Raw genomic sequence first — 21825 nt, forward strand, 5'->3', positions numbered from 1 at the left:
AGCCACGCTTGCAATTGCAATTACTGCGAGCTTCGAATCTGATGATCCGCTTGTTTAAGCATTATATCCCCCACGCCGTGCTGCTGCTCGGTCTGCTGGACTTTGCGCTTCTGGTGCTGGCTAGTGAGCTCGCCTGGCAGCTACGAGCCTCGCAGATCGGGATGGATCCAGGGCCTATTGCGGGGCGCTGGTTGCCACTGACGGGCTCAGCCTCCGTGGTATGGATCGCAATGATCTCTGTCGGGGTGTACGGACCCTATGCGCTGCGCAGCCTGCGGTTTGCGGGCGCCAGACTGCTCGTGGCGATCAGCCTTGGTATCATTGCCCTAGCGGTGATCGATTTTGTGCTGGCCGCGGATACCTTCTGGCGTTCCACACTTTTTTACACCATGTGCTTCGCCATCGGCCTGCTGGTGGTGGACCGGATGTTCCTTAACAGCTTCCTTGGCTCGTCGGCCTTTCGCCGCAGGGTGATGGTGCTGGGTGCGGGTGACAGGGCGCAGCGACTGCGTGAGCTGGGTGATAAGCCGGAAACTGGCTTTGCGATCGTCTCCTATATCGCGATGAACGAGCCGGAGCGGGTGGTTGAAGAAGCGATTGCGCGTGAGGCGATCCATGACCTTGGCCGGTTTGTCGAAAACCTGGGCGTGAGCGAAGTTGTGCTCGCCTTGCAGGAACGGCGCAATGCGTTGCCACTCCCGGACCTTTTGCGGATTAAGACCAAGGGTGTGCACGTCAATGATTTCTCTAGCTTCCTGGAACGTGAGACGGGCCGGGTTGATCTGGATACGGTCAATCCCAGCTGGTTGATCTTTTCCGATGGATTTTCCTCTGGGCGAGTGATTTCCGGTGCTTTCAAGCGGTTGTTTGACATTGTTGCCAGTCTTTTGCTGCTTCTACTGACCTTCCCAATCATTGCGATTTTCGCTTTGCTGGTGAAGCTGGATAGCAAAGGACCTGCGTTCTTTAAGCAGGAACGCGTTGGCCTCTATGGCGAGCCGTTTTATCTCATCAAGCTGCGTTCGATGCGCACGGACGCGGAAAAGGACGGCGCGAAATGGGCTGAGGAAAACGATCCACGGGTCACCCGCCTCGGGCGCTTTATCCGCAAGGTTCGGATCGACGAGTTGCCGCAAACCTGGAGCGTTCTGAAAGGCAATATGAGTTTTGTCGGGCCGCGTCCCGAAGTGCCGAAATTTGTTGATGATCTGCAGGAAGAGATCCCGTTTTACGGAGAACGGCATATGGTCAAACCCGGCATTACCGGATGGGCTCAGATCAATTATCCCTACGGCGCATCGACCGAAGACAGCCGTAAGAAGCTCGAATATGATCTTTATTACGCAAAGAACTATACGCCGTTTCTTGATTTAGTGATCCTGTTGCAGACCGTCCGCGTGGTGCTCTGGCCAGAGGGTGCTCGCTAATGGCTGAAGGCGAACTTCTAACTTTGATCAGTTTTGCAGGCTATCTTGCCGGGGCCGTGTGCTGCGCGGTGGCGGCCCTGTGGGCGACCCGCAACGGAGATCGTTCGCGTTCTGACCGTGCGGCTGCGCTCAGCGCTATCGCCTTCACCGGCATTTGGTGCGCATTGGCGGCTGCACAGGGTCCGCTGGAGTCGGCTGTTCGACTGGCGGAGACTGCGCGCAATTGCGCATGGATATTTCTGATATTCCGTCTGTTCGCCAATGATGGGCGCGACGAGAGCCTAAAACCGACCCGGCCCGTGATTATCGCGCTGGCGCTGGTTCAATTGCTGCAGCCTGTGCTGCTGCTGATCGAGGCGCGGGTCGCATCTGAGCCAGAGCTGCTTGATGTGACGTTCGAAGTCAGCGCGGCGCTTAACATGCTTGTCGCGATTGGCGCTCTGGTGCTGCTGCACAACCTATATGTTGGTGCATCAATGGCGGCGCGCCGCGTTTTGCGCTGGAGCGGGGTCGCGCTTACTTGCCTTTGGGGCTACGATCTCAACCTCTACACGATCGCTTATCTCAGCGGTGAGGAACCCGGCCTGCTGCTTGCCCTGAGAGGGGCATTGTCGGGCGTAATGATCGGCGTGCTTGCGCTTGGGGCCAATGCGCGCAGTGCTGATCTGGAATTCCGCCCTTCGCGCGCGGTAACATTCCAGACTCTGTCACTTTTGGTCATCGGTTCCTATCTCGTCCTGATGATCTTTGTGACCAAATCGCTCTCTATGCTGGGCGGAGATTTGGGTCGTGCGACGCAGGTGATCTTTCTGGTCTTCGCAGGTATGGCGGCGGTCTTGTGGTTGCCCTCAGAGCGTGCCCGCGCGTGGCTCAGGGTCATGGCGACGAAGCATCTGTTTCAGCATCGCTATGATTACCGCGAGGAATGGCTGCGTTTCACTCGTACCGTTGGCAGCGCCTCGGTTGGGGCAGGCGCATCAGGCATGCCAAGCTTTCAAGAACGGGCGATCAGGGCGATTGCCGATATCACTGACAGTCCGGGGGGACTGCTGCTCGCGCCCGATGAAGAGGCGCAATTGGAATTGGTGGCGCGCTCCAACTGGCCAACTATCGCGGTGCCAGCCATCGCCGCAGATTATGAGCTTTCAAGCCTGCTTGAGCAGCATAACCACATCCTGGATCTGGATGATGTGCGAGCAGGCAATGACCATTTCGGTGAAGTTGCTTTGGTGCCTGAATGGCTGACTGAGACAGAGGATGTTTGGGCACTCGTCCCGCTTGTCCATTTTGACCGACTGGTTGGCACGATTGTGCTGGCGCGCCCTCGGATCGAGCGGCGTCTCGATTGGGAAGATTACGATCTCCTCAAAGTTGTAGGGCAGCAGCTAGCCAGCTATCTCGCCGAGCAATCAGGCCAACAGGCACTGATGGAGGCAAGCCGGTTTGATGAGTTCAATCGCCGGATCGCCTTCGTGATGCACGATATCAAAAATCTGGCGAGTCAATTATCGTTGCTCGCCCGGAATGCGGAAAAGCACGCGGATAATCCGGATTTTCGGGCAGATATGCTCGTCACTTTGCGCAATTCATCTGACAAGCTCGCAAACCTGCTAGCTCGCCTTGGCCGCTATGGCTCTGGGCAGTCGCAAGAGCGCAGGTCGGTTGATCTCGCTGCAATGGCAAAGGGCCTGGCAAAGCGTTTTGAAGTTACACACCCGCTGCAGCTAACACGGGCTGATCCCGCCGTCGTGATGGCCGATAATGAAGGTTTAGAGCAGGCGATTATGCATCTGATCCAAAACGCGATTGATGCGAGCGATCCGGAAACTCCGATCTACCTCGATGTGTCGAGCGATGGTCTGAATGGTCAATTCGACATCATCGATACCGGCTCTGGCATGTCACCCGGTTTCATCCGCAATGGCCTGTTCAAACCCTTCGTCTCCTCGAAAGAGGGCGGTTTTGGCATCGGTGCATTTGAAGCGCGCGAGATCGTGAAGGCAATGGGCGGGCGCGTGAACGTCGAATCCCGCGAAGGACTGGGCACACGGTTCAGCATCATCCTGCCGCTGCGCGAGGCGGCTGAAATTCTCGCGAAGGAAGAACAACCCAAATCAGGCGAGGTCGCATAATGGCCGATAAGAAACCCACTCTATTGATCGTCGAAGATGACGAGGGCCTGCAGGCTCAACTCAAATGGGCCTATGATGATTTTGAGGTCGTGATTGCTGGCAATCGTGAGGCCGCCATCACGGCGCTGCGCAGCGAAATGCCTGCTGTCGTAACGCTCGATCTTGGCTTGCCGCCTGATCCCGATGGCACGAGCGAAGGCTTTGCCGTGCTCGATGCGATCATGGAGCTGAAGCCCGATACCAAGGTGATTGTGGCAAGCGGCCACGGCGCGCGGGAAAGCGCGCTGCAGGCGATCGAACGCGGCGCATACGATTTTTACCAAAAGCCGGTTGATATTGAAGCGCTCGGCCTGATCGTTCGCCGCGCCTACAACCTGCATTTGATCGAACAAGAGAACCGCCGTCTGGTCGCCAGTGCTGGCGAGGAAAAGACGGTCCTTGGTCGCTTGATCACTGGCGCACCTGAAATGGTGAAAGTCGCACGCACGATTGAGCGGGTGGCGAGCACCAGCGTCTCGGTCATGCTGCTGGGCGCAAGCGGAACTGGCAAAGAGCTGCTCGCGCAAGGGCTGCATGATGCGAGTGATCGTGCGAACGGGCCGTTCGTTGCCATCAATTGCGCAGCGATCCCTGAAAACCTGCTCGAAAGCGAACTGTTCGGGCACGAAAAGGGCGCGTTTACCGGCGCGGTCAAAACCACCGAAGGCAAAATCGAAAGCGCCGATGGCGGTACGCTGTTCCTCGACGAGGTTGGCGATATCCCGCTGCCATTGCAGGTCAAATTGCTACGCTTCTTGCAGGAACGCACGATCGAACGGATTGGCGGACGCAAACAGATTGAGGTGAACACTCGGATCGTTTGCGCCACCCATCAAGACCTAGAGAATATGATTGGCGAGGGCACATTCCGCGAGGACCTGTTCTATCGGCTGGCCGAAATCGTCGTTCGTATCCCGAACCTGGCGGAGCGGCACGGCGATGCCATTCTGCTGGCGAAGGCCTTCCTCAAGCGGTTTTCTGCTGAGATGAACCCAGCGGTCACGGGTTTCGGCCCTGATGCACTGGCCTCGATTGATGCGCATGATTGGCCCGGCAATGTCCGCGAGCTGGAAAACCGGGTGAAGCGCGCGGTCATCATGGCTGATGGAAAACTGGTAAACGCTGAAGACCTCGATTTTGACAGCGGCGAAGAGGAAGATGCCGAAGTGCTGAACCTTAAGGCGGCGCGCGAGCAATCGGACCGCCGGATTATCCGCCATGCTTTGGCGCGCAGCGAGGGCAACATCTCAAGCACGGCCAAACTGCTCGGGATCAGCCGGCCAACTTTGTATGATCTGCTCAAACAATATGATTTGCAGGCCTAAATCTGGCCTCAGATCCCCTGCGCTGGGCTGGCTGTTGGCCGGGTGCGCGCTGGTACTGGGTGGCTGCTCGCTAACTAGCGAGGACGATAGCGCGCCCGCAGAAGCGGCGATCGAGGGCAGCGATGAATTCGTCACTTTGATCAAAGATGCGCGCGCGGCGATGCGCGAAGGTGATCTGCCCCAAGCGGGCGGATTGCTGGATCAAGCTTTCGCAATCGATGCGGAAAATCCCGCACTATGGGTCGCGATCGCTCGTCTGCGTTTTCGCGGCGGAGAGCATTTGCCCGCATTGGAAGCCGCAGAGCGTGCGCTAGAGCTGGGTCCGCAATCATCCTTGGCGCTGCATTTGCGCGCTCAGATGGTGCGCGATGCGCATGGTTTGATAGACGCATTGCCGTGGTTTGAGGCTGCTCATAAGGCGGCTCCTGAAGATGTAGAGATCCTAGCTGATCTGGCGGCAACCTTGGGCGATTTGGGGCGCAATCGCGATATGCTGGCAGCCGTTCGGAACCTTGCGAAAATCGATCCCAAGCATCCAAAGGTGCACTATCTTCAGGCACTGCTGGCTGCGCGTGCTGACAAACCGATCCTGGCGCGCTCTTTGCTTGAACGCAGCGGTATGGTGAGCCGTAATGTCCCAGCCGCATTGCTGCTGGACGGACTGATTGACCTCAATGAAAGTGCCTATGATAGTGCTGCATTGAAACTCAGCGCCTTGGCAGAGCGGCAACCCGGCAACATCCGTCTGTTGGAGCTGGTTGCGCTGGCTCTGCTACGCGGTGAGCGTGAGGCTGAATTGGTTGAGCGCTTTGCCCCGCGCACTGCCTCGCTGGATGCATCGCCCTACCTGCTCGGCATCGTTGGCCGCGCCTATGAGAGGCTGGGTGACCGCGAGGCGGCGGCGCCATTGCTGGAGCGGGCAGCCGAAGGGCGCGTTCGGGGGCTCGTGGTGCTCGGGAGCACAGCCGATGGCAGAGCGGTTTTACCTGCGCCAACTCGGCAGCTGCGCGATATGATCGCACAAAATGATTTGCCAGGAGCCGCGCGGCTCGCCAATTCGCTCCGCCGTCAATTTCCAGGGTCGGCGGATGTGCACTCACTGATTGGGGACGTTGGCCTCGCGGTTAATGATCCAGAGCAAGCGTTGGAGCTTTACCAAGTGGCTGCGCAAATCCGAAGGCCCTGGCCGCTGACCCAGCGGATTATTGCGGCTTACCGAATGACCGGTGATGACCTTGCGGCTGACACTCTGTTGGTGCGGCATCTCGCTGGCGAGCCAAACAATGCTGAGGCGGTGCTGATGCTGGCAGAGCGCAGCGCAGCAGCAGAAGACTGGTTAAGAGTGGCGGTGCTGCTTGACTATGCGATTGATCTGGGCGCGGGCAATGACCCGTATTTGCTCGTCCTAAGGGCGGCTGCTGCGCGCGGGTTGGAGCGTGAAGACGAAAAGCAAGGCTTCGCGGAATTCGCTGAAAGCCTGCGTCCGGGCACGTTTGCGCCGCCAGCAGAGTAAGAGCGCACGCCCCTCGACAAAGGCCAAAGGGGAGGGCAGAGCGCGCGCGATGAAGTCGCGACTATCCTTATTGGCGGATCCGATGATTGCCGTGCTGATCTTGGCTACGATCCTTGCCCTGGTGCTTCCTGCGGCAGGGGCGCTGCGCGAGACCGCTCAGACGGTGTCGAACACAGGCATTTTTGTACTGTTTCTGGTCAATGGCATGCGGATCGCACGCGGCGACATTGCGCGAGGCCTCGCGAATTGGCGCTTCTTCGCGCCGCTGTTCCTATGGGTGTTTGGAGCGATGGCGCTCTCAGGCCTCGGCTTCTCATTGCTCGCGCAATGGGCCTTGCCGCCACTGGTCGCGCTGGGTTTCCTCTATCTCGGCACATTGCCATCCACCATTCAGTCCGCGACCTCTTACACCAGCCTGGCGCGCGGCAATGTCGCCTTGTCTGTGGTCGGTGCGGCGCTCATCAATATTGCCGGTGTGTTTCTGACCGCGCCTTTGTTTGCGGCGCTGGGAGGCGGTAGCGCTGCGGATATTGGCAGCGAGACGATTGTTCGCATCGGCTTGATCCTGATCTTGCCATTTCTGATTGGCCAGGCACTGCAAGGCTGGATGATCGGTTGGCTGAAGGAGCGTAAGGCCCAAGTCGCATGGCTTGACCGGATGGTGATCGGCATTGCGGTCTATGTCGCCTTTTCCGGCGCTGTGGAGCAGGGCCTCGCGACCATGTTCGGCTTTGCTGAGTGGGCCGCATTGCTGGGGTTTGTCATTGCGTTTTTGATCGTCGGCACGGGCGGAGCTTGGCTAACCGGCGGGCTGTTCCGTTATCCCCGGGCAGACCGGATCGCGTTTCTGTTTGCCGGGGCGCAAAAGAGCGTCGCCATCGGCGCGCCTCTCGCCGCGATCTTGTTTCCGCCCGATGCCGCTGGCTTCGTAATCGCGCCGCTGCTGCTCTACCATCTGCTGCAACTGGTCTGCGCTGCGCCCTTGGCCAGCATGCTTGCGGGCCGTCAGGAAGGCGCGGACTAGCTCTTTGGCTGGTAGGTTTGCTCAGCGGTTGGGAAGCTGCGCGCGCGCACTTCCTCGGCATAGGTCGCAACCGTCTTGTCGATCACTTCCGCGATGTTTTCATAGCGTTTGACGAAGCGCGGCACGCGTTCAAACATGCCTAGCATGTCTTCGGTGACAAGCACTTGTCCATCGCATTGTGCGGATGCTCCGATGCCGATCACTGGTACTTCGAGTGACTGGGTCAGCGAAATGGCAATCGGTTCAATCACGCCTTCAACCACGACGGCGAAAGCGCCAGCCTCCTCCAGAGCTTTGCCATCAGTGATAATTTTCTCGTGTTCGTGTTGACTGCGTCCGCGCGCTGCATATCCGCCTAGCACATTCACCGCCTGCGGGGTCAGGCCGACATGGCCCATTACAGGGATCCCTCGGTTGGAGAGGAAAGCGACTGTCTCAGCCATCGCTTCCCCGCCTTCGAGTTTAACAGCGGCGCATCCCGTTTCGGCCATGATCCGGCTGGCTGTGTCAAAGGCTTGCTCTTTTGATGCCTCATAGGAACCAAACGGCATATCGACCACGACGACGCTGTGATAGCTGCCGCGTACAACCGCTGCGCCATGCGCAATCATCATCTCTGGCGTCACTGGCAGGGTGGAATCGAGTCCGTAGATCACCTGGCCCAGCGAATCTCCGACCAGCAGCAGGTCGCAGTGCGTATCCAGCAACTGCCCCTGACGCGCGGTGTATGCGGTCAGCATAACCAGCGGTTCTTTGGTTGTGCCGTCCTTCTTGTGGTCGCGAATGCGCGGCACAGTAAGGCGTTTCCTGGGCTTTGGCGTAGGAGTGGCGCGGCTGGTGCTCGTATCAAGCTGAAATGTAGTCGACATGGCGCTAGTCTCTAGCCGCGCGACGCGGGCTTGGCAAAGCCCGCCGTGGAGCGTTTGTAAGAGGCGTTTACGCCGCCGCAATTTTCTTGCATGACTTGCGCATAACAATTTGCGCCGGATCGGCGCGTGAGAGGGTAATACATACATGGTTGCTTCTTCCGGTTCGAGCGCGCGTGAAGGTTGGTCCTCGCGCACAGCCTTTATTCTGGCCGCAGTGGGGTCGGCTGTTGGCCTTGGAAACATGTGGCGCTTCCCTGCTGAGGCGGGCGAGAATGGCGGCGGGGCCTTCGTTCTGTTCTACATTTTTTGTGTGCTACTTATTGGTCTGCCAGTGTTGCTGTCTGAAGTGCTGGTTGGCCGCCATGGTCAGGCCTCTGCGCCGGAAAGCGTGCGCCGTGTCGCGGCGGATTCCGGAGCTTCGAAAGGCTGGGGCATTATTGGATCGATGGGCGTTTTTGCCGCCTTCCTGATCCTCAGCTTCTACTGCGTCGTGGGCGGTTGGGTGCTCTATTATGTTGGCGTCTTTGCGAGCGATTTGGTGCAAACCGGCCTTGCTGGGGGCGCTTTTGAAGGGCGCGCTGCGAGCGATATTGAAGGGTTGCTTCCCGGACTGTTCGGCAATGGCAGCCTGATGGTTGGGCTCAATCTTGGGTTTTTGGCCCTGACCCTGTTTTTCGTGGCGCGCGGTGTTTCCAGCGGGATTGAGTGGGTGGCGGTATATCTAATGCCGTTGTTCTTCGTGCTGTTTCTGGCGATCACGATCTACGGCGCATTCACCGGCGAGTTCAGCCAAGCTGTGAGCTACCTATTCACCTTCGATTTCTCCAAATTAACCGGCGAAGTCATGTTGGCGGCGGTTGGGCAGGCGTTCTTCTCATTGTCGCTTGGTGTGGCCGGGATGATGACCTATGGCGCCTATGCTAGCCGTGAGACGAACCTGGGCAAAACCTCAGGTATTATTGCGGGCGCAGATACGGCGGTTGCCTTGCTCGCTGGTCTGACAATTTTCCCGATTGTGTTCGCCGCTGGCCTTTCTGCTAGCGCTGGGCCGGGCCTGATGTTCGCATCATTACCAGTGGCGTTTCAGCAGATGCCATTTGGCTCGCTGATCGGCTTATTGTTCTTCATCATGATCTTCTTTGCGGCGCTCACCAGCTCGGTGTCGCTGCTTGAGGCACCGACCGCTTACACGCTTGAGAAATTCAAGCTGCCACGTCCGGTTGCAACCGCCATCGTCGGGGTCGGTGCAGCAGTATTGGGCATCCTCTCGGCCTTGTCCTTCAATGAAATGGCTGATTTCCGGCCACTGGCGTTCATCCCGATCTTTGCAGAGGCGAATTTCTTTGATGCCCTGGATGGTGTGACCGCAAAGCTGTTCATGCCGATAGGCGCGATCCTGACCTGTATCTTTGTTGGCTGGATTGCGGATGCGCGGCTGATTGATGATGAGAACGGGCTGGACGGCCTGCTTCACCAAATCTGGCGCATTCTCGTTCGCTTTGTTTGTCCGATTGTGCTGACCATCATTTTGGCATTCGGCCTGTTTGGCTAAGCACTGGTGATTTTAGGAGGGAGGGCCGCCTGGCTGGCTGTTCTCCCCCATTGCAATCTTTTTAACATTGTGGAACATAATGAGAACAAGTGAGTCGTTCTAAGCGACCCGCTTGGGCAAAGATGTTCCTATGACCAGTGCTGCAAACCCTTCCAGAGCGAACGCGCTCCACAGCTCTTCTGTGGGCACTGCTGTCTCCGGTATCTCTTCGGCGCGCTTGTCGGTTGGAATGGCGGCCTGCGCCGTGCTTAAGCCCGTGAGGGCGAGCGATATCCTCGCGCAATCGCGCCGCCGCGAGGCGCGCTGGCGGCCGGGTCTATTGGCTGCATCACATTCAGAGGTGTTCACCAGCGCTCAGGATGCGAGCGGAGCGGGGGCGGCATTGGCGCTGGCCCGCGATGCTTTGGCGGCTCAGGCAAGGGTGCGGCGCAGCGACCCACTGGCAGAGGTGGATGATCAACGTCAGATCCTGTGGGTGCAAGACCGCGAGGCGATCCGTTTGACTGGGCGGCCTTATGCGCAGGGCTTGCCGCCTGATCTGCGCCGCCGGGTGATCCATGTGGTGGCAAAGAGCGCTCAAGACGCGCTGTTTGCGCTTGAGGAGGGGCTGCGTTGCCGCGATCTTGCATTCGTGATTGGAGAGATCGCTGGCAATCCGCGCGCGCTCGATTTTACCGCATCTCGCCGTCTTAGCCTCACGGCTGAAAAGCATGGAATTCCGCTCTGGCTGGTGCGGCTTGATGCGAGCGCTGACCTGTCCTCTGCGCGCATGCGCTGGCGGGTAGAGGCTGCGCCATCGGCTGCACCGCGCTGGAATGCGGATGCGCCCGGCGATCCAGCCTGGCAGGCGGAATTGTTCCGCGCCCGCATGCATCCCCCCGGAGAATGGATTTTGAGCGATGAGAAAGGAAACCTGCGAGCAACAGAGCCTCGTAAACACCCCGCCGCGGCGGATATTGGCAATTTGGCTCGCCCAACTGTCGGTCGATCGCTGGCGGCGCTGTAACGCGATTACGCGCGGTGAGGATGCAGATGCGGTGCCCACCGCTCTGATTACAGAAACCGCGCATGGCCCACGCATTGATGCGGTCAATGATCTGGGGCGTGCAGCAGGGGCAACCCCTGGCATGATGCTGGCCGATGCCCGCACCTTGTGCCCGGATATTGCGGTTACCCCGTCTGATCCAACTGGAGACCTCGACTTTCTGGAAAAGCTGGCCTTGTGGGCTCAGCGTTGGGGGCCGTGGAGCGCGCTGGACCCGCCCGATGGGGTGCTGGTCGATGTGAGCGGGGCGGCCCATCTGTTTGGCGGAGAGGCCCGGCTGATCGAGGATGTGCACACGGCCTGCGCGGCGCGGGGACTGGCCGCACGAGCTGCTATCGCTCCCACAGCGGGTGCAGCATGGGCGCTGGCGCATTTTGGGGTTAAGATAGGCTATTCTGAGTGTATCCTTGTGCGCCAAGATGACGCGATGCGAATGCTGGCCGATCTGCCGGTTGCTGCCTTGCGTCTCGATCTCGAATGTGCTCACCGTGCTCAGGCGTTTGGGGCTGAAATCTCTGGGTGATCTCGCCGCAATCGCAAAGGGCGGCTCTGGCTTGGATGGCAATGTGAGCGAAGCCTCTGGCCGGGATGCCTTGAAGCGCCGTTTCCGCAGCAAATCGCCCACTGCAAACCCCTTGATCCGGCTCGATCAATTGCTGGGTAAAGTGCCAGAGCCACTGCTCCCTGTGATCGCGCAGACAATGCCGCTGGTCCAGCGGCGTTTGATGGAGCCGATCCGCCATCGCAGCCTGCTGGATCAGGTGCTGTCTGATCTTGCCGCCGATATGGCGCGTGAGTTGGAGGGTAAAGGCGAAGGTGCGCGCAGGCTTGAACTTGGGCTGTGGCGGGTTGATGGCGAAGTGCTGGTGCGAAAGCTTGAATTGGCGGCGGCCACCCGTGATGCAGCGCATATTACCCGGCTGTTCACCAACAAACTTGAGGATGTTGACGCCAGCTTCGGGATTGAGATTGTGCGCCTGCGAGCCAGTTGGTCAGAGCCTCTGGCATTGGGGCAGGGTGACATTGAAATCGCCGCTGAGCAGCATGGCACATCGCTGGCCGCTTGCATTGACCGACTGACGGTACGGCTTGGCCCAGAGGCGGTGCGCAGGCCAGCCGCACGAGCCAGCCACATTCCAGAACGCGCGCAGGTTTGGGTGCCCCCGCTTGATCACCAGTCAGCTTCGCAAGATGTATTAGATTTCTATCATAGGCCATTAAAGATGCTTGATAAAGCAGAGGTCATTTCTGTGCTTTACGCCTCACCTGATGGGTGTCCTCAGCGGTTTCGCTGGCGCGGAAAGGTGCGCGAAGTGGTGCGTGTGGAGGGGCCTGAACGGATTGCGCCAGAGTGGTGGAGAGAGCGCTCCAGCGTGCGTTTGCGTGACTATTACCGGATCGAAGATGCCAAAGGTCAGCGCTATTGGATTTATCGCCACGGCTTGGTCGATGATGGCCGTGGAGGCATGCCTGCATGGTATTTACAGGGGATGTGCGCTTAGCTTCCTGACTGCACAATACCGACCAGGCATGCGCCGCATTAACTGTGTCTGCTACACCCCCTCAGCGCTTCAGTTATTATTCGTTTACGGTTTTTGGCTACTTAGGCAGCATGAATATGCACAGCATCCCTCGTACGGCCGATAGAAAGCCGCTTAGCCTGATGGTCAAGAGCCGCGTTCGCTCGCGCGTGGTGTTCGTTGATCTGATCGACATCTCTGAAGGGGGCTGTAAGATCAAAGCCAAATCTGGTTTTGCAAACATCGGTGACCGAGTGGTGATGAAGGTCGATGGTATTAACGCGCCAATGGGAACCATCGCCTGGATTGAAGGCGAGTTCGCTGGTGTTGCCTTTGAGGGCCAGATGCATGCAGCGATCATTGATCACCTGTGCAAGCAGAACGGCGTAAGCCTGAGCGATTTTGATCCGAGCAAAAAGTAAGCTCACGCACGGCAATTTTACATCGCTAAACACAAAAAGGGGCCAGCATATGAGTGCGGCCCCCTTTCGTTTATGTGCTTGCTAAAACCTACTTAGACGGCGCAACCAGTAGGCGATTGCCGAGTGGTTGAATCGAGCGTGCGGTTGGGCCAAGAATGTTGGTCATCGCTGCGATTTGCTCTGCGCTGGCCGTCATGGTTTGTTCTGCAACGTGCCAGTTTACTCCTTCTGAACATGGCGGCGTGGTTAGCGAACCCATGTAACGGAAAACCGAGAGATCCTCTGGGATCATCTGTGAGGCGTCAACGGTAATGGCTGTGCCATCACCTGATCCAAGCGCGGCTGCGACGTTGTTGAACGCAGGGTTGGCCTGGCCTTCTTCAAACATCACGCCCAGAACGCCCAATTCACCCGTTTCGGTAGCGTGCACGAAGTGTGCAACCAAAGGATAGCGCTTGCCGCTGATCGCGTGTTCTGATGGGGTGTGGAAGTGGACCTGCAATAGGTTGAAGGTCTTGTTGCCCGATTGCATCATTAGGCCAGCCGAGAAATCGAGTTGCAGCTTTTCTTCTGAGATCGCCAGCGTACTAGCGACATCACCGTAATTGGTGGTGACGGTGATATCACCGGTTGCTTTGGCTTCGGCGAGGTCAATTGGCGATTGCATAAGGCCCGCATCGCACAGCGCATATTGACTGTTTTCAAGGCTCCAACGCTCAGGTGCCTCACCATCGCCAAAATTCCAGTCCTTCGCGACTGTAATGGCAGGCACGCTCAGTAGAGCTACTGCGGTGAGAGATGCAAAAAACTTCATCGGTTACTCCCTATTGCAGGACATGTGATACGTCCCGCTAACAATTGGAAACGGCATGAAAGCCGCATGTTACCGTCCGATATTACGGGCAGAATTGCTCGTTAGAAGGGATCGGACTTGTGCAAAATACTCACTACGGATGAGGAGGTTCCCGTATCAGAGTGTTTTTATCTGATTTCTTTCATGAGCTATGGGCCGTATCTTTCAGACATGCACCACTACCCGCTCAATTTAAGGTTGCAAATTCCTCACTATTGTTGAATCCAATTGGAACATATAAGGAACAAAAGGAATGTTCCGATGACCCAAAAATCGCTCTTAGAAAAGCTCGAAATTCTCGCTGATGCGGCGAAATATGATGCCTCTTGCGCGTCTTCGGGTACGGCGAAGAAGAACTCGCTGGACGGCAAAGGGATCGGCTCAACCGAGGGGATGGGCATTTGCCACGCTTATGCGCCAGATGGCCGGTGCATTTCATTGCTCAAAATATTGCTGACCAATCACTGCATTTTCGATTGCCACTACTGCATCAACCGCAAGAGCTCGAATGTGCGGCGCGCGCGCTTCACCCCGCAAGAGGTCGCCGACCTCACGCTCAATTTTTACCGGCGCAATTATATCGAGGGACTGTTCCTCTCATCAGGCATCATCAAAAGCTCCAACCATACGATGGAGCAGATGGTCGAGGCTGCCCGGATCCTGCGCGATGAGTATGATTTTCGCGGCTACATCCACTTAAAGACTATTCCAGAGGCGGATCCAGAGCTGGTGCGTCAGGCGGGGCTTTATGCTGACCGTGTCTCCATCAATGTTGAATTGCCCACGACCAGCGGCCTGACCCGCCTCGCGCCTGATAAAGACGAGCGGCAGATCGAAGGGGCGATCGCCAAGACGAAGAACGACATCATCGAGGCGAAGGATGCGCGCAAACGCTTTCGCCACGCACCGCGTTTTGCCCCGGCGGGCCAATCGACCCAGATGATTGTTGGTGCAGACCGGGCGTCTGATGCGGATATTGTTGGCAAGGCGAGCCGACTTTACGATTCCTTTGGCCTGCGCCGGGTTTATTACAGCGCCTTTTCGCCGATTCCAGATGCCAGCGCAGTTTTACCGCTGCAACGCCCGCCCTTGTTACGAGAGCACCGGCTGTATCAATCCGACTGGCTGATGCGGTTCTATGGCTATGCGCCGGGCGAGGTGTGCGAGGCGACGGACGCGGATGGTAATCTGCCGCTCGATATTGATCCCAAGCTGGCCTGGGCGCTCAAATTTCGTGAGACATTCCCAGTGGATGTGAACCGTGCGGGCAAAGAGATGTTGCTGCGCGTGCCAGGGCTGGGACCGACAGCGGTTCGGCGGATCATTACTGCGCGGCGTCATCGGACCTTGCGGCTTGATGATGTGGCGCGGCTGACCCAGTCAATCGCGAAGGTGCGCCCATTTATCACCGCGCTTGATTGGCGTCCGACGACGCTGACAGACCGGGCGGATTTGCGTAGCCTGCTCGCGCCCAAGCAGGAACAGTTGGAGCTGTTTGCGTCATGAGCGGGCAGGCTCTCTCAACACGGGCACCGTCCGTTGGCGCGCATTACGCGGTGCAATTGCCAGCGCCCGATGATTTTGCGTTTTGGCGGGATCAGGCGCGCACGCTGGTCCAATGCGAGGTGCCGCCAGATAGAGTGTCTTGGGTTGAGCCGGGCGGGACGGGCGATCTGTTTGCCCAAGGTAGCGCGTCTGGGCTGACTGAGCGTCCGCCTGAGCCAGACCGAGATTCCCGGCCAGCGCGGGCGAGCAAGCGGTTTCTGAGCCTGGCGCGCAATGCGGCGCTGCATTCCGATCCAGAACGCTTTGCGCTGCTGTACCGGCTGCTGTGGCGGCTTCAGAGCAATCCGCGCATGATGGAGGACAAGACCGACCTCGATGTGCGCCGGGTGGAGGAGCTTGATAAGTCGGTGCGCCGCGACAGCCATAAAATGCACGCCTTCGTCCGCTTTCGCCAGGTCGAGAATGCCGCGGGCCCAGAGGGAAAAGACGCGCATTATGTCGCCTGGTTTGAGCCTGATCATCATATCGTACGCGCCAATGCGGGCTTTTTCATGCGGCGCTTTGCCAATATGAACTGGTCAATTCTGACCCCGCGCGGATGCCTCCACTGGGATGGCGAGACCATGCGGGAAAGCGGCCCCGCACGGCGCAGCGATGCGCCGGATGATGATCCGGTCGAGGAACTGTGGAAGTCGTATTACGCATCGATCTTCAATCCGGCGCGATTGAAAGTCGGCGCGATGCTGTCTGAAATGCCCAAGAAATACTGGAAGAACATGCCGGAGGCTGCGCTCATTCCCGATTTGATCGCCGGAGCTCAAGCGCGCGAAGCGAGTATGGTTGCGGCTGGTACGCGCGAGGCGCGTGAACGCCCGCGTAACCTCGCTGAGCTTGCTCAGGCGGTTGGCAATTGCCGCGATTGCCCGATCGCCGATTGCGGAACGCGCGCGGTTGTGGGCGAGGGTGCACAGCGCGCGCCGCTCATGATCGTTGGCGAGCAGCCCGGCGATCAGGAAGATCTGGCGGGCAGACCGTTTGTGGGGCCAGCGGGCCAATTGCTGGATGCAGCTTTGGCGCAGGCCGGGATTGATCGCAGCGCAGCCTATGTCACCAATGCGGTGAAGCATTTCAAGTTCGTCCAGCGGGGCAAGCGGCGCATTCACCAGACCCCGACAGCCAAAGAGATCGACACCTGTCGTTGGTGGCTGGAGAGCGAGCGGGGGATCGTGAAACCGCGTATCATACTGGCCTTGGGCGCATCGGCGGCGCGCGGATTGCTAGGCAAGACGGTGAGCCTGAAAACGGCGCGCGGCATTCCCATTACCCTCGAGGATAAGGCGGAGCTGTGGGTCACCGCGCATCCGGCCTATTTGTTGCGCCTAGACGGCGGCGCGCGCGCAGAGCAGGCGGCGTTATTTGCCGCTGATCTGGCGAAAGTGCAGGCGCGCCTAAACGCGTTCACTTCTGGGACGCAGGTATGACATGCCCGACGCACCTCTCACCCCAGACAAACGGACAATTGAGTTCGATCCCGATCTGATCAGTGCGCCAGATCGCGCCGAATTCGTCGAACTCGGATTGGTCAGCTGCTTCAGCTTTCTGCGCGGTGCTTCCGATGCGGTGGACCTCACCATGGCGGCCCGCACGCTCGGCTATGATGCGATCGGGATTGCGGATGTGAACTCTTTCGCTGGAGTGGTGCGGGTGCATAGTGAGGCGAAGACGCTCAAATTACGGCCCGTGATCGGCACGCGCATCGAAACGGTCGAGGGTCTTGCGTTTCTGGCATATCCGAAAAATCGGGCGGCTTACGGGCGTTTGTGCCGCTTGATCAGCGCCGGGCGGATGCGGACGCTCAGCGGTGAGTGGCAAGACAAGGGCGTGTGCGCAATCGACCTTGCGATGCTGGCTGAGCATTCTGAGGATGTGCAACTGATCCTGCTGCCGCCGCGCAATTTGGCGAGCGAATTTACGATAAAGGTGATGAGCAATATTATCCCCTTTCGTCACCCCGAACTTGATCCGGGGACCAGCTGCTTTTCCGGACAGAAAGCAGAGAAAGTGGGGTCCCGGCTCGGAGGCCGGGATGATGAGGTACAAGGTACTTTGCCTGACCTTCTTCCTCATCTCATCACCCAACTCCCCACGCTTGGTCACATCGCTACCAGCTATCTCTATCGCGGTGATGATGTTGCGCGGATTGATCGGTTGGACGCTATGTCGCGGGCCAATGGACTGATGCTGCTTGCCACCAATGATGTGCATTACCACGCACCTCAGCGGCGGCCCTTGCAAGATGTGATGACGGCGATCCGACATAAGGTGAAGGTCGCCGAGGCGGGGCATTTGCTGCACGGCAATGGTGAGCGTTACCTTAAGCCTCCACAAGAGATGCAGCGGCTGTTTGCCCGCTGGCCGCATGCAATCCGTGCCGCACGTGAGGTGGCGGATGCTTGCGAGTTCAGCCTTGATGAACTGCGCTATGAATATCCGGAGGAAATCTATCCGCAGGGCATGACACCGCAAGCGTTCCTCGAAAGCGAGACGCAGTGCGGGGCAGAGCGGCGCTATCCATCCGGCGTGCCTGATGCTGTGCGTCAGACGTTGGAGCGCGAGCTTGCTCTGATCGGTAAGCTTGATCTGGCGCGCTATTTTCTCACCATCAAGGACATCGTCGATTACGCGCGCAGTGTTGACCCGCCGATCCTGTGCCAAGGGCGCGGCAGTGCGGCCAATTCGGCTGTGTGCTTCTGCCTTGGAATCACCAGCGTTGACCCAGCTAAGCATCAGCTCTTGTTTGACCGCTTCATCTCTGAAGAGCGCAAGGAACCACCTGATATTGACGTCGATTTCGAGCATGAACGACGCGAAGAGGTGATCCAATATATCTATAAGAAATATAGCCGCCATCGCGCTGGATTAACCGCTACGGTCATCCACTATCGCCCGCGCATGGCAATCCGCGAGGTTGGCAAGGCGATGGGGCTTTCAGAGGATGTCACCAGTGCGCTCGCTCGTACGGTGTGGGGCGGACATGGGCGCGAGATTGGCGAGGCTCACGTTGAGGAAATCGGCATGACGCTGGATGATCCGCATTTGCGCCGTGTGCTGGCGCTGACTGAGCAGATGATCGGCATGCCTCGCCATCTTTCTCAGCATGTCGGCGGCTTTATCCTCACCGAAGGCGCGCTCACGGAAACGGTTCCGATTGGAAACGGCGCGATGCCGGATCGCAGCTTCATCGAATGGGACAAGGACGATATCGAGGCGCTTGGTATTCTAAAGGTTGATGTGCTGGCGCTGGGGATGCTGACTTGCATCAAGAAATGTCTTGATCTGCTGGAGGATCACCATGGCCGCGCCCTAACGCTGGCCACGGTGCCGCGTGAGGATCCAGAGACCTATGCGATGCTGCGCAAGGGGGATTCGCTGGGTGTGTTTCAGGTTGAAAGCCGCGCGCAGATGAACATGCTGCCGCGCCTGCGCCCGCGCGAGTTTTATGACCTTGTGATCCAGGTCGCGATTGTTCGCCCCGGTCCGATCCAAGGCGATATGGTGCACCCTTACCTGAAGCGCCGCCGGGGCGCAGAACCGGTGCGTATCCCCGCGCCTTCGCCCCAACATGGTCCGCAGGATGAACTTTCCTCTATTTTAGAGCGGACTTTGGGCGTGCCGATCTTTCAGGAACAAGCGATGAAGATCGCATTGGATGCGGCAAAATTTTCATCAACCGAAGCCAACCGATTGCGCAAGGCGATGGCGACCTTCCGCAGCCGCGGCATGGTGCACGAGCTTGAAGATATGATGGTCGGACGGATGGTCGAACGCGGTTATGATGCCGATTTTGCACAGCGCTGCTTCAATCAGATCAAGGGCTTTGGCGAATATGGTTTTCCAGAGAGCCACGCCGCCAGCTTTGCGCATTTGGTCTATGTCTCGAGCTGGCTAAAATGCCATTTCCCCGCAGCCTTTGCTTGCGGTTTGCTCAACTCGCAGCCGATGGGTTTTTATGCTCCGGCTCAGATTGTGCGCGATGCGCGTGAGCATGGCGTTGCGGTGCTGCCCGCTGATGTGAATGACAGCCAATGGGATTGCACGCTTGAGGATAGGGCGGAGCCACCCGCTCTGACGCAAGAGAACGAAACTGGCCGCCTAGACAAGCATATCGCGCTGCGGCTTGGTTTGCGGCAAGTCGATGGCTTTCCAGAGCATGTTGCAGCGCAGCTGATTGCGGCGCGTGAAGAGGGCGGGGCTTTCAAAGATGTCGCAGAGTTGCAGGAGCGCGCTCGCCTTTCGCCTGCGCATGTTGAGCGGCTTGCCAGTGCAGATTGCTTTACCTCGCTTGGCCTTTCGCGCAGGCAGGCCTTGTGGGATGCGCGCAGCCTTATTGCTGCGCCTGATCTCCCCTTGTTCAAGGCTGCGGCCGAGCGGGATGAAGGTGCAGAACGCAGCGCCACTCAATTGCCGAAAATGCCTCTGTCAGAAGAAGTGGTGGCAGATTACCAGACCACGCGCCTCAGCCTAAAAGCGCATCCGATGTCGTTCCTGCGTCCCGGTTTGGCAGAGCGCGGCTTTGTACGGGCCAGCGAACTCAGAGACCGAAAATTCCGCAGCATGGTTCAGGTCGCAGGTGTGGTCTTGATCCGTCAACGACCGGGCAGCGCCAAGGGTGTGTGCTTTATCACGCTGGAGGATGAGACCGGCGTGGTGAACCTGGTCGTATGGCCCGACCTTAAGGAAAAACAGCGCCGTGTGGTGATGGGCGCGCGCTTGATGGAGGTGCGCGGGCGGGTCGAATATGATGATGAGGTGATCCATGTGATCGCGCATCATATGACCGACGCAACAGAGGCTCTGTACGGCCTATCAGACAATATGCTGAACGCTCCTGTCGCGCGGGCGGATCACGTGAACGCCCCTCTGATCAGCCGGAAACCGCCAGCGGAAAAGGCTACGCTGAAAACGCGCGATATGATTGATGATTTGCCGCCCAGCGGGCCCTTTGGTCAAACTCCAAACGTCACGGGCCATCCGCGCAACCACCGGATATTGCCGAAATCGCGCGATTTCCACTAAGGCCTTGATATGCCTCGCAAGCGCAAACTCACTAAAATCAACCGCCGGATCGGGCAATTCCGCAGGGAACGGCGGTTCATCCTGCTTGCGATCCTCGCTGCTGTGCTGTTCGCGGGATTGATATGGCTGAAAGCGCATCCAGAGCACGATCCCACCGCGCCGCTTGATCTGCGCCACCCGATTGGTTGGGCAACGGCGGGCAAGCTGGCGGCGCTGAAGGACGATGTGCCGCAGTGCCGCGCTGTGCTGGAGCGAAGCGCGATCGCCTTTGATACGCTTGCCATCACGGGCGAGGGGGCCTGCGCCCGGCCCGATCGCACACTGCTGAGCGCATTTCCGCTTGCCCCGGATACACCAGCGGTGACTTGCCCCATGGCGACTGGATTGGAGATGTGGCGCGTGCGAAGTGTAGAGCCTGCTGCGGTCGCAATATTGGGCAGTGAGCTTGCCGCAATCGAGCATTTGGGCGCGTTCAATTGCTGCACGGATGCGCGGTGGCAGTTCAAACGCCTGGAGCGAACATGCGACCGCCAATGCAATTGATATTGCGGGGTTTACTCTGGCGGATGGTCGATCAATCAGCGTTCTATACGATTGGCCAGAAGACAGCGATGAAGCGCGTTTTCTGCGAGAAGTTCGTGACGGCGCATGTGGGGTCTTCGCAACCGTCCTATCGCCGGACTACAACGCAGCCCATGCCGATCATCTCCACTTTGACCAAGCTTCGCGCTGGTCGGGCGTGTGCCGCTAGACTGCTTCCATCGCATAACCGGCGGAGCGGACCGTGCGGATCGGATCTTTCGCGCCCTCAACCTCTATGGCTTTGCGCAGTCGGCGGATGTGCACATCGACCGTGCGCAGCTCGATATCCGAGCCTGTGCCCCAAACACCGTCGAGCAATTGGCCGCGGCTAAATACCCGGCCTGGGCTTTCCATAAAGAATTTCAGCAAGCGGTATTCGGTCGGGCCAAGCTGTAGCGATTGGCCGCCACGCATCACCTTATGCGCCACGGGATCGAGCATGATATCGCCGACCTCCACGGTTTCACCGGCCAGAGCAGGGCGAATGCGCCGCATCACCGCAGCCACCCGGGCCAGCAATTCGCGCGGGCTGAACGGCTTGGTCAAATAATCGTCTGCGCCCGTATCCAGCCCGCGAACGCGATCATCCTCAGCCTCGCGGGCGGTCAACATAATGATCGGAACATGGGCGGTCTGCTTATCGCGGCGCAACCTGCGACAAACCTCAATCCCGCTGGTACCCTCAATCATCCAGTCAAGAATTACGAGGTCTGGCACATCTTCGCTCGCGAGCATCAATGCCTCGTCGCCGTCGCTGGTTGAGCGGACGTCATACCCTTCATTCTGGAAACGGTATTCGAGCAGCTCCGACAACGCCGGATCGTCTTCAACCAATAGCAGTTTAGTAGCAGACATGTCCGAGAACCCTCCCGTTCCCAAGGATGCGATACAGCGTTCTATCTGTCACTTTCACTACAACTTCGTGTCAATTACGAAAGTA

The 21825-nt window shown here is 58.4% G+C and carries 16 protein-coding genes and 1 pseudogene; 14 read left to right on the forward strand and 3 right to left on the reverse strand.

The window, feature by feature from the left end; all coding sequences use genetic code 11:
- Positions 1-41: 41 nt before the first annotated feature.
- The 5 genes from AC0V6Z_RS10560 to AC0V6Z_RS10580 are packed head-to-tail and all read left to right on the forward strand — an operon-like array spanning position 42 to position 7460.
- Entirely contained in the window at positions 42-1427 is a 1386-nt protein-coding gene (locus tag AC0V6Z_RS10560; RefSeq protein ID WP_472638456.1) for a TIGR03013 family XrtA/PEP-CTERM system glycosyltransferase, read from the forward strand.
- The gene (gene prsK / locus AC0V6Z_RS10565) at positions 1427-3559 is read left to right on the forward strand and encodes an XrtA/PEP-CTERM system histidine kinase PrsK (protein WP_472638457.1); all 2133 of its coding nucleotides are present in this window, start codon (positions 1427-1429) and stop codon (positions 3557-3559) included. The genes AC0V6Z_RS10560 and prsK overlap by 1 nt, the downstream gene beginning before the upstream one ends.
- Positions 3559-4923, forward strand: coding sequence for a PEP-CTERM-box response regulator transcription factor (gene prsR / locus AC0V6Z_RS10570; RefSeq protein ID WP_472638458.1), 1365 nt, complete (start codon positions 3559-3561; stop codon positions 4921-4923). The genes prsK and prsR overlap by 1 nt, the downstream gene beginning before the upstream one ends.
- A 34-nt stretch (positions 4924-4957) precedes the next feature.
- Entirely contained in the window at positions 4958-6436 is a 1479-nt protein-coding gene (locus AC0V6Z_RS10575) for a tetratricopeptide repeat protein (RefSeq protein WP_472638459.1), read from the forward strand.
- A 49-nt stretch (positions 6437-6485) separates the two neighbouring features.
- On the forward strand, positions 6486-7460 hold the full coding sequence (locus AC0V6Z_RS10580; protein WP_472638460.1) for a bile acid:sodium symporter family protein: 975 nt from the start codon (positions 6486-6488) through the stop codon (positions 7458-7460).
- Here AC0V6Z_RS10580 and panB read toward each other — a convergent pair.
- Positions 7457-8329 (reverse strand): 3-methyl-2-oxobutanoate hydroxymethyltransferase, encoded by an 873-nt coding sequence (gene panB / locus AC0V6Z_RS10585; protein ID WP_472638461.1) that lies wholly within the window; start codon positions 8327-8329, stop codon positions 7457-7459. The genes AC0V6Z_RS10580 and panB overlap by 4 nt on opposite strands.
- 145 nt (positions 8330-8474) lie before the next feature.
- Here panB and AC0V6Z_RS10590 point away from each other — a divergent pair, with 145 nt between their 5' ends.
- The 4 genes and pseudogenes from AC0V6Z_RS10590 (at position 8475) to AC0V6Z_RS10605 (ending at position 12868) form a co-directional block, all read left to right on the forward strand.
- Entirely contained in the window at positions 8475-9881 is a 1407-nt protein-coding gene (locus tag AC0V6Z_RS10590; RefSeq protein ID WP_472638462.1) for a sodium-dependent transporter, read from the forward strand.
- Positions 9882-10011: 130 nt separating this feature from the next.
- Positions 10012-10887 carry a recA-like protein gene (locus AC0V6Z_RS10595; protein WP_472638463.1) on the forward strand — a complete coding sequence of 292 codons (876 nt, stop codon included), beginning with the start codon at positions 10012-10014 and terminating at the stop codon, positions 10885-10887.
- Positions 10781-12428 (forward strand): annotated as a pseudogene (locus AC0V6Z_RS10600) (DUF6504 family protein). The gene AC0V6Z_RS10595 and the pseudogene AC0V6Z_RS10600 overlap by 107 nt, the downstream one beginning before the upstream one ends.
- Positions 12429-12544: 116 nt before the next feature.
- Positions 12545-12868, forward strand: a complete 324-nt coding sequence (locus AC0V6Z_RS10605) for a PilZ domain-containing protein (protein ID WP_472638464.1) — start codon at positions 12545-12547, stop codon at positions 12866-12868.
- Between the two features lie 88 nt (positions 12869-12956).
- Here the strand turns inward: AC0V6Z_RS10605 and AC0V6Z_RS10610 are convergent, their stop codons facing one another.
- On the reverse strand, positions 12957-13682 hold the full coding sequence (locus tag AC0V6Z_RS10610) for a carbonic anhydrase (RefSeq protein WP_472638465.1): 726 nt from the start codon (positions 13680-13682) through the stop codon (positions 12957-12959).
- Positions 13683-13982: 300 nt separating this feature from the next.
- Between AC0V6Z_RS10610 and AC0V6Z_RS10615 the strand changes: the two genes are divergently transcribed.
- From AC0V6Z_RS10615 to AC0V6Z_RS10635, 5 genes are read left to right on the forward strand one after another with little or no spacing between them, the layout of a single operon-like run.
- Entirely contained in the window at positions 13983-15227 is a 1245-nt protein-coding gene (locus AC0V6Z_RS10615) for a putative DNA modification/repair radical SAM protein (protein WP_472638466.1), read from the forward strand.
- Positions 15224-16708 (forward strand): UdgX family uracil-DNA binding protein, encoded by a 1485-nt coding sequence (locus tag AC0V6Z_RS10620; protein WP_472638467.1) that lies wholly within the window; start codon positions 15224-15226, stop codon positions 16706-16708. The genes AC0V6Z_RS10615 and AC0V6Z_RS10620 overlap by 4 nt, the downstream gene beginning before the upstream one ends.
- Position 16709: 1 nt before the next feature.
- Positions 16710-20303, forward strand: a complete 3594-nt coding sequence (locus tag AC0V6Z_RS10625) for an error-prone DNA polymerase (protein WP_472638468.1) — start codon at positions 16710-16712, stop codon at positions 20301-20303.
- A gap of 9 nt (positions 20304-20312) precedes the next feature.
- Positions 20313-20846, forward strand: coding sequence for an extensin family protein (locus AC0V6Z_RS10630; RefSeq protein ID WP_472638469.1), 534 nt, complete (start codon positions 20313-20315; stop codon positions 20844-20846).
- Positions 20791-21054, forward strand: a complete 264-nt coding sequence (locus AC0V6Z_RS10635) for an extensin-like domain-containing protein (RefSeq protein ID WP_472638470.1) — start codon at positions 20791-20793, stop codon at positions 21052-21054. Before AC0V6Z_RS10630 ends, AC0V6Z_RS10635 begins: the two co-directional genes overlap by 56 nt.
- Here AC0V6Z_RS10635 and phoB read toward each other — a convergent pair.
- Positions 21051-21740 (reverse strand): phosphate regulon transcriptional regulator PhoB, encoded by a 690-nt coding sequence (gene phoB, locus AC0V6Z_RS10640; protein WP_472638471.1) that lies wholly within the window; start codon positions 21738-21740, stop codon positions 21051-21053. The two genes, AC0V6Z_RS10635 and phoB, sit on opposite strands and share 4 nt — an antisense overlap.
- Positions 21741-21825 lie beyond the last annotated feature (85 nt).

This window comes from Erythrobacter sp. SN6-5, from assembly GCF_057364945.1.

Bases quoted from the DNA above. Each gene is read 5' to 3' on its own strand.
- panB (WP_472638461.1), bottom strand. From the start codon at position 8,329: ATGTCGACTACATTTCAGCTTGATACGAGCACCAGCCGCGCCACTCCT.
- AC0V6Z_RS10630 (WP_472638469.1), top strand. From the start codon at position 20,313: ATGCCTCGCAAGCGCAAACTCACTAAAATCAACCGCCGGATCGGGCAA.
- prsK (WP_472638457.1), top strand. From the start codon at position 1,427: ATGGCTGAAGGCGAACTTCTAACTTTGATCAGTTTTGCAGGCTATCTT.
- AC0V6Z_RS10560 (WP_472638456.1), top strand. From the start codon at position 42: ATGATCCGCTTGTTTAAGCATTATATCCCCCACGCCGTGCTGCTGCTC.
- phoB (WP_472638471.1), bottom strand. From the start codon at position 21,740: ATGTCTGCTACTAAACTGCTATTGGTTGAAGACGATCCGGCGTTGTCG.
- AC0V6Z_RS10620 (WP_472638467.1), top strand. From the start codon at position 15,224: ATGAGCGGGCAGGCTCTCTCAACACGGGCACCGTCCGTTGGCGCGCAT.
- AC0V6Z_RS10595 (WP_472638463.1), top strand. From the start codon at position 10,012: ATGACCAGTGCTGCAAACCCTTCCAGAGCGAACGCGCTCCACAGCTCT.
- AC0V6Z_RS10605 (WP_472638464.1), top strand. From the start codon at position 12,545: ATGCACAGCATCCCTCGTACGGCCGATAGAAAGCCGCTTAGCCTGATG.
- AC0V6Z_RS10635 (WP_472638470.1), top strand. From the start codon at position 20,791: ATGCGCGGTGGCAGTTCAAACGCCTGGAGCGAACATGCGACCGCCAAT.
- AC0V6Z_RS10610 (WP_472638465.1), bottom strand. From the start codon at position 13,682: ATGAAGTTTTTTGCATCTCTCACCGCAGTAGCTCTACTGAGCGTGCCT.
- prsR (WP_472638458.1), top strand. From the start codon at position 3,559: ATGGCCGATAAGAAACCCACTCTATTGATCGTCGAAGATGACGAGGGC.
- AC0V6Z_RS10580 (WP_472638460.1), top strand. From the start codon at position 6,486: ATGAAGTCGCGACTATCCTTATTGGCGGATCCGATGATTGCCGTGCTG.
- AC0V6Z_RS10590 (WP_472638462.1), top strand. From the start codon at position 8,475: ATGGTTGCTTCTTCCGGTTCGAGCGCGCGTGAAGGTTGGTCCTCGCGC.
- AC0V6Z_RS10615 (WP_472638466.1), top strand. From the start codon at position 13,983: ATGACCCAAAAATCGCTCTTAGAAAAGCTCGAAATTCTCGCTGATGCG.
- AC0V6Z_RS10625 (WP_472638468.1), top strand. From the start codon at position 16,710: ATGCCCGACGCACCTCTCACCCCAGACAAACGGACAATTGAGTTCGAT.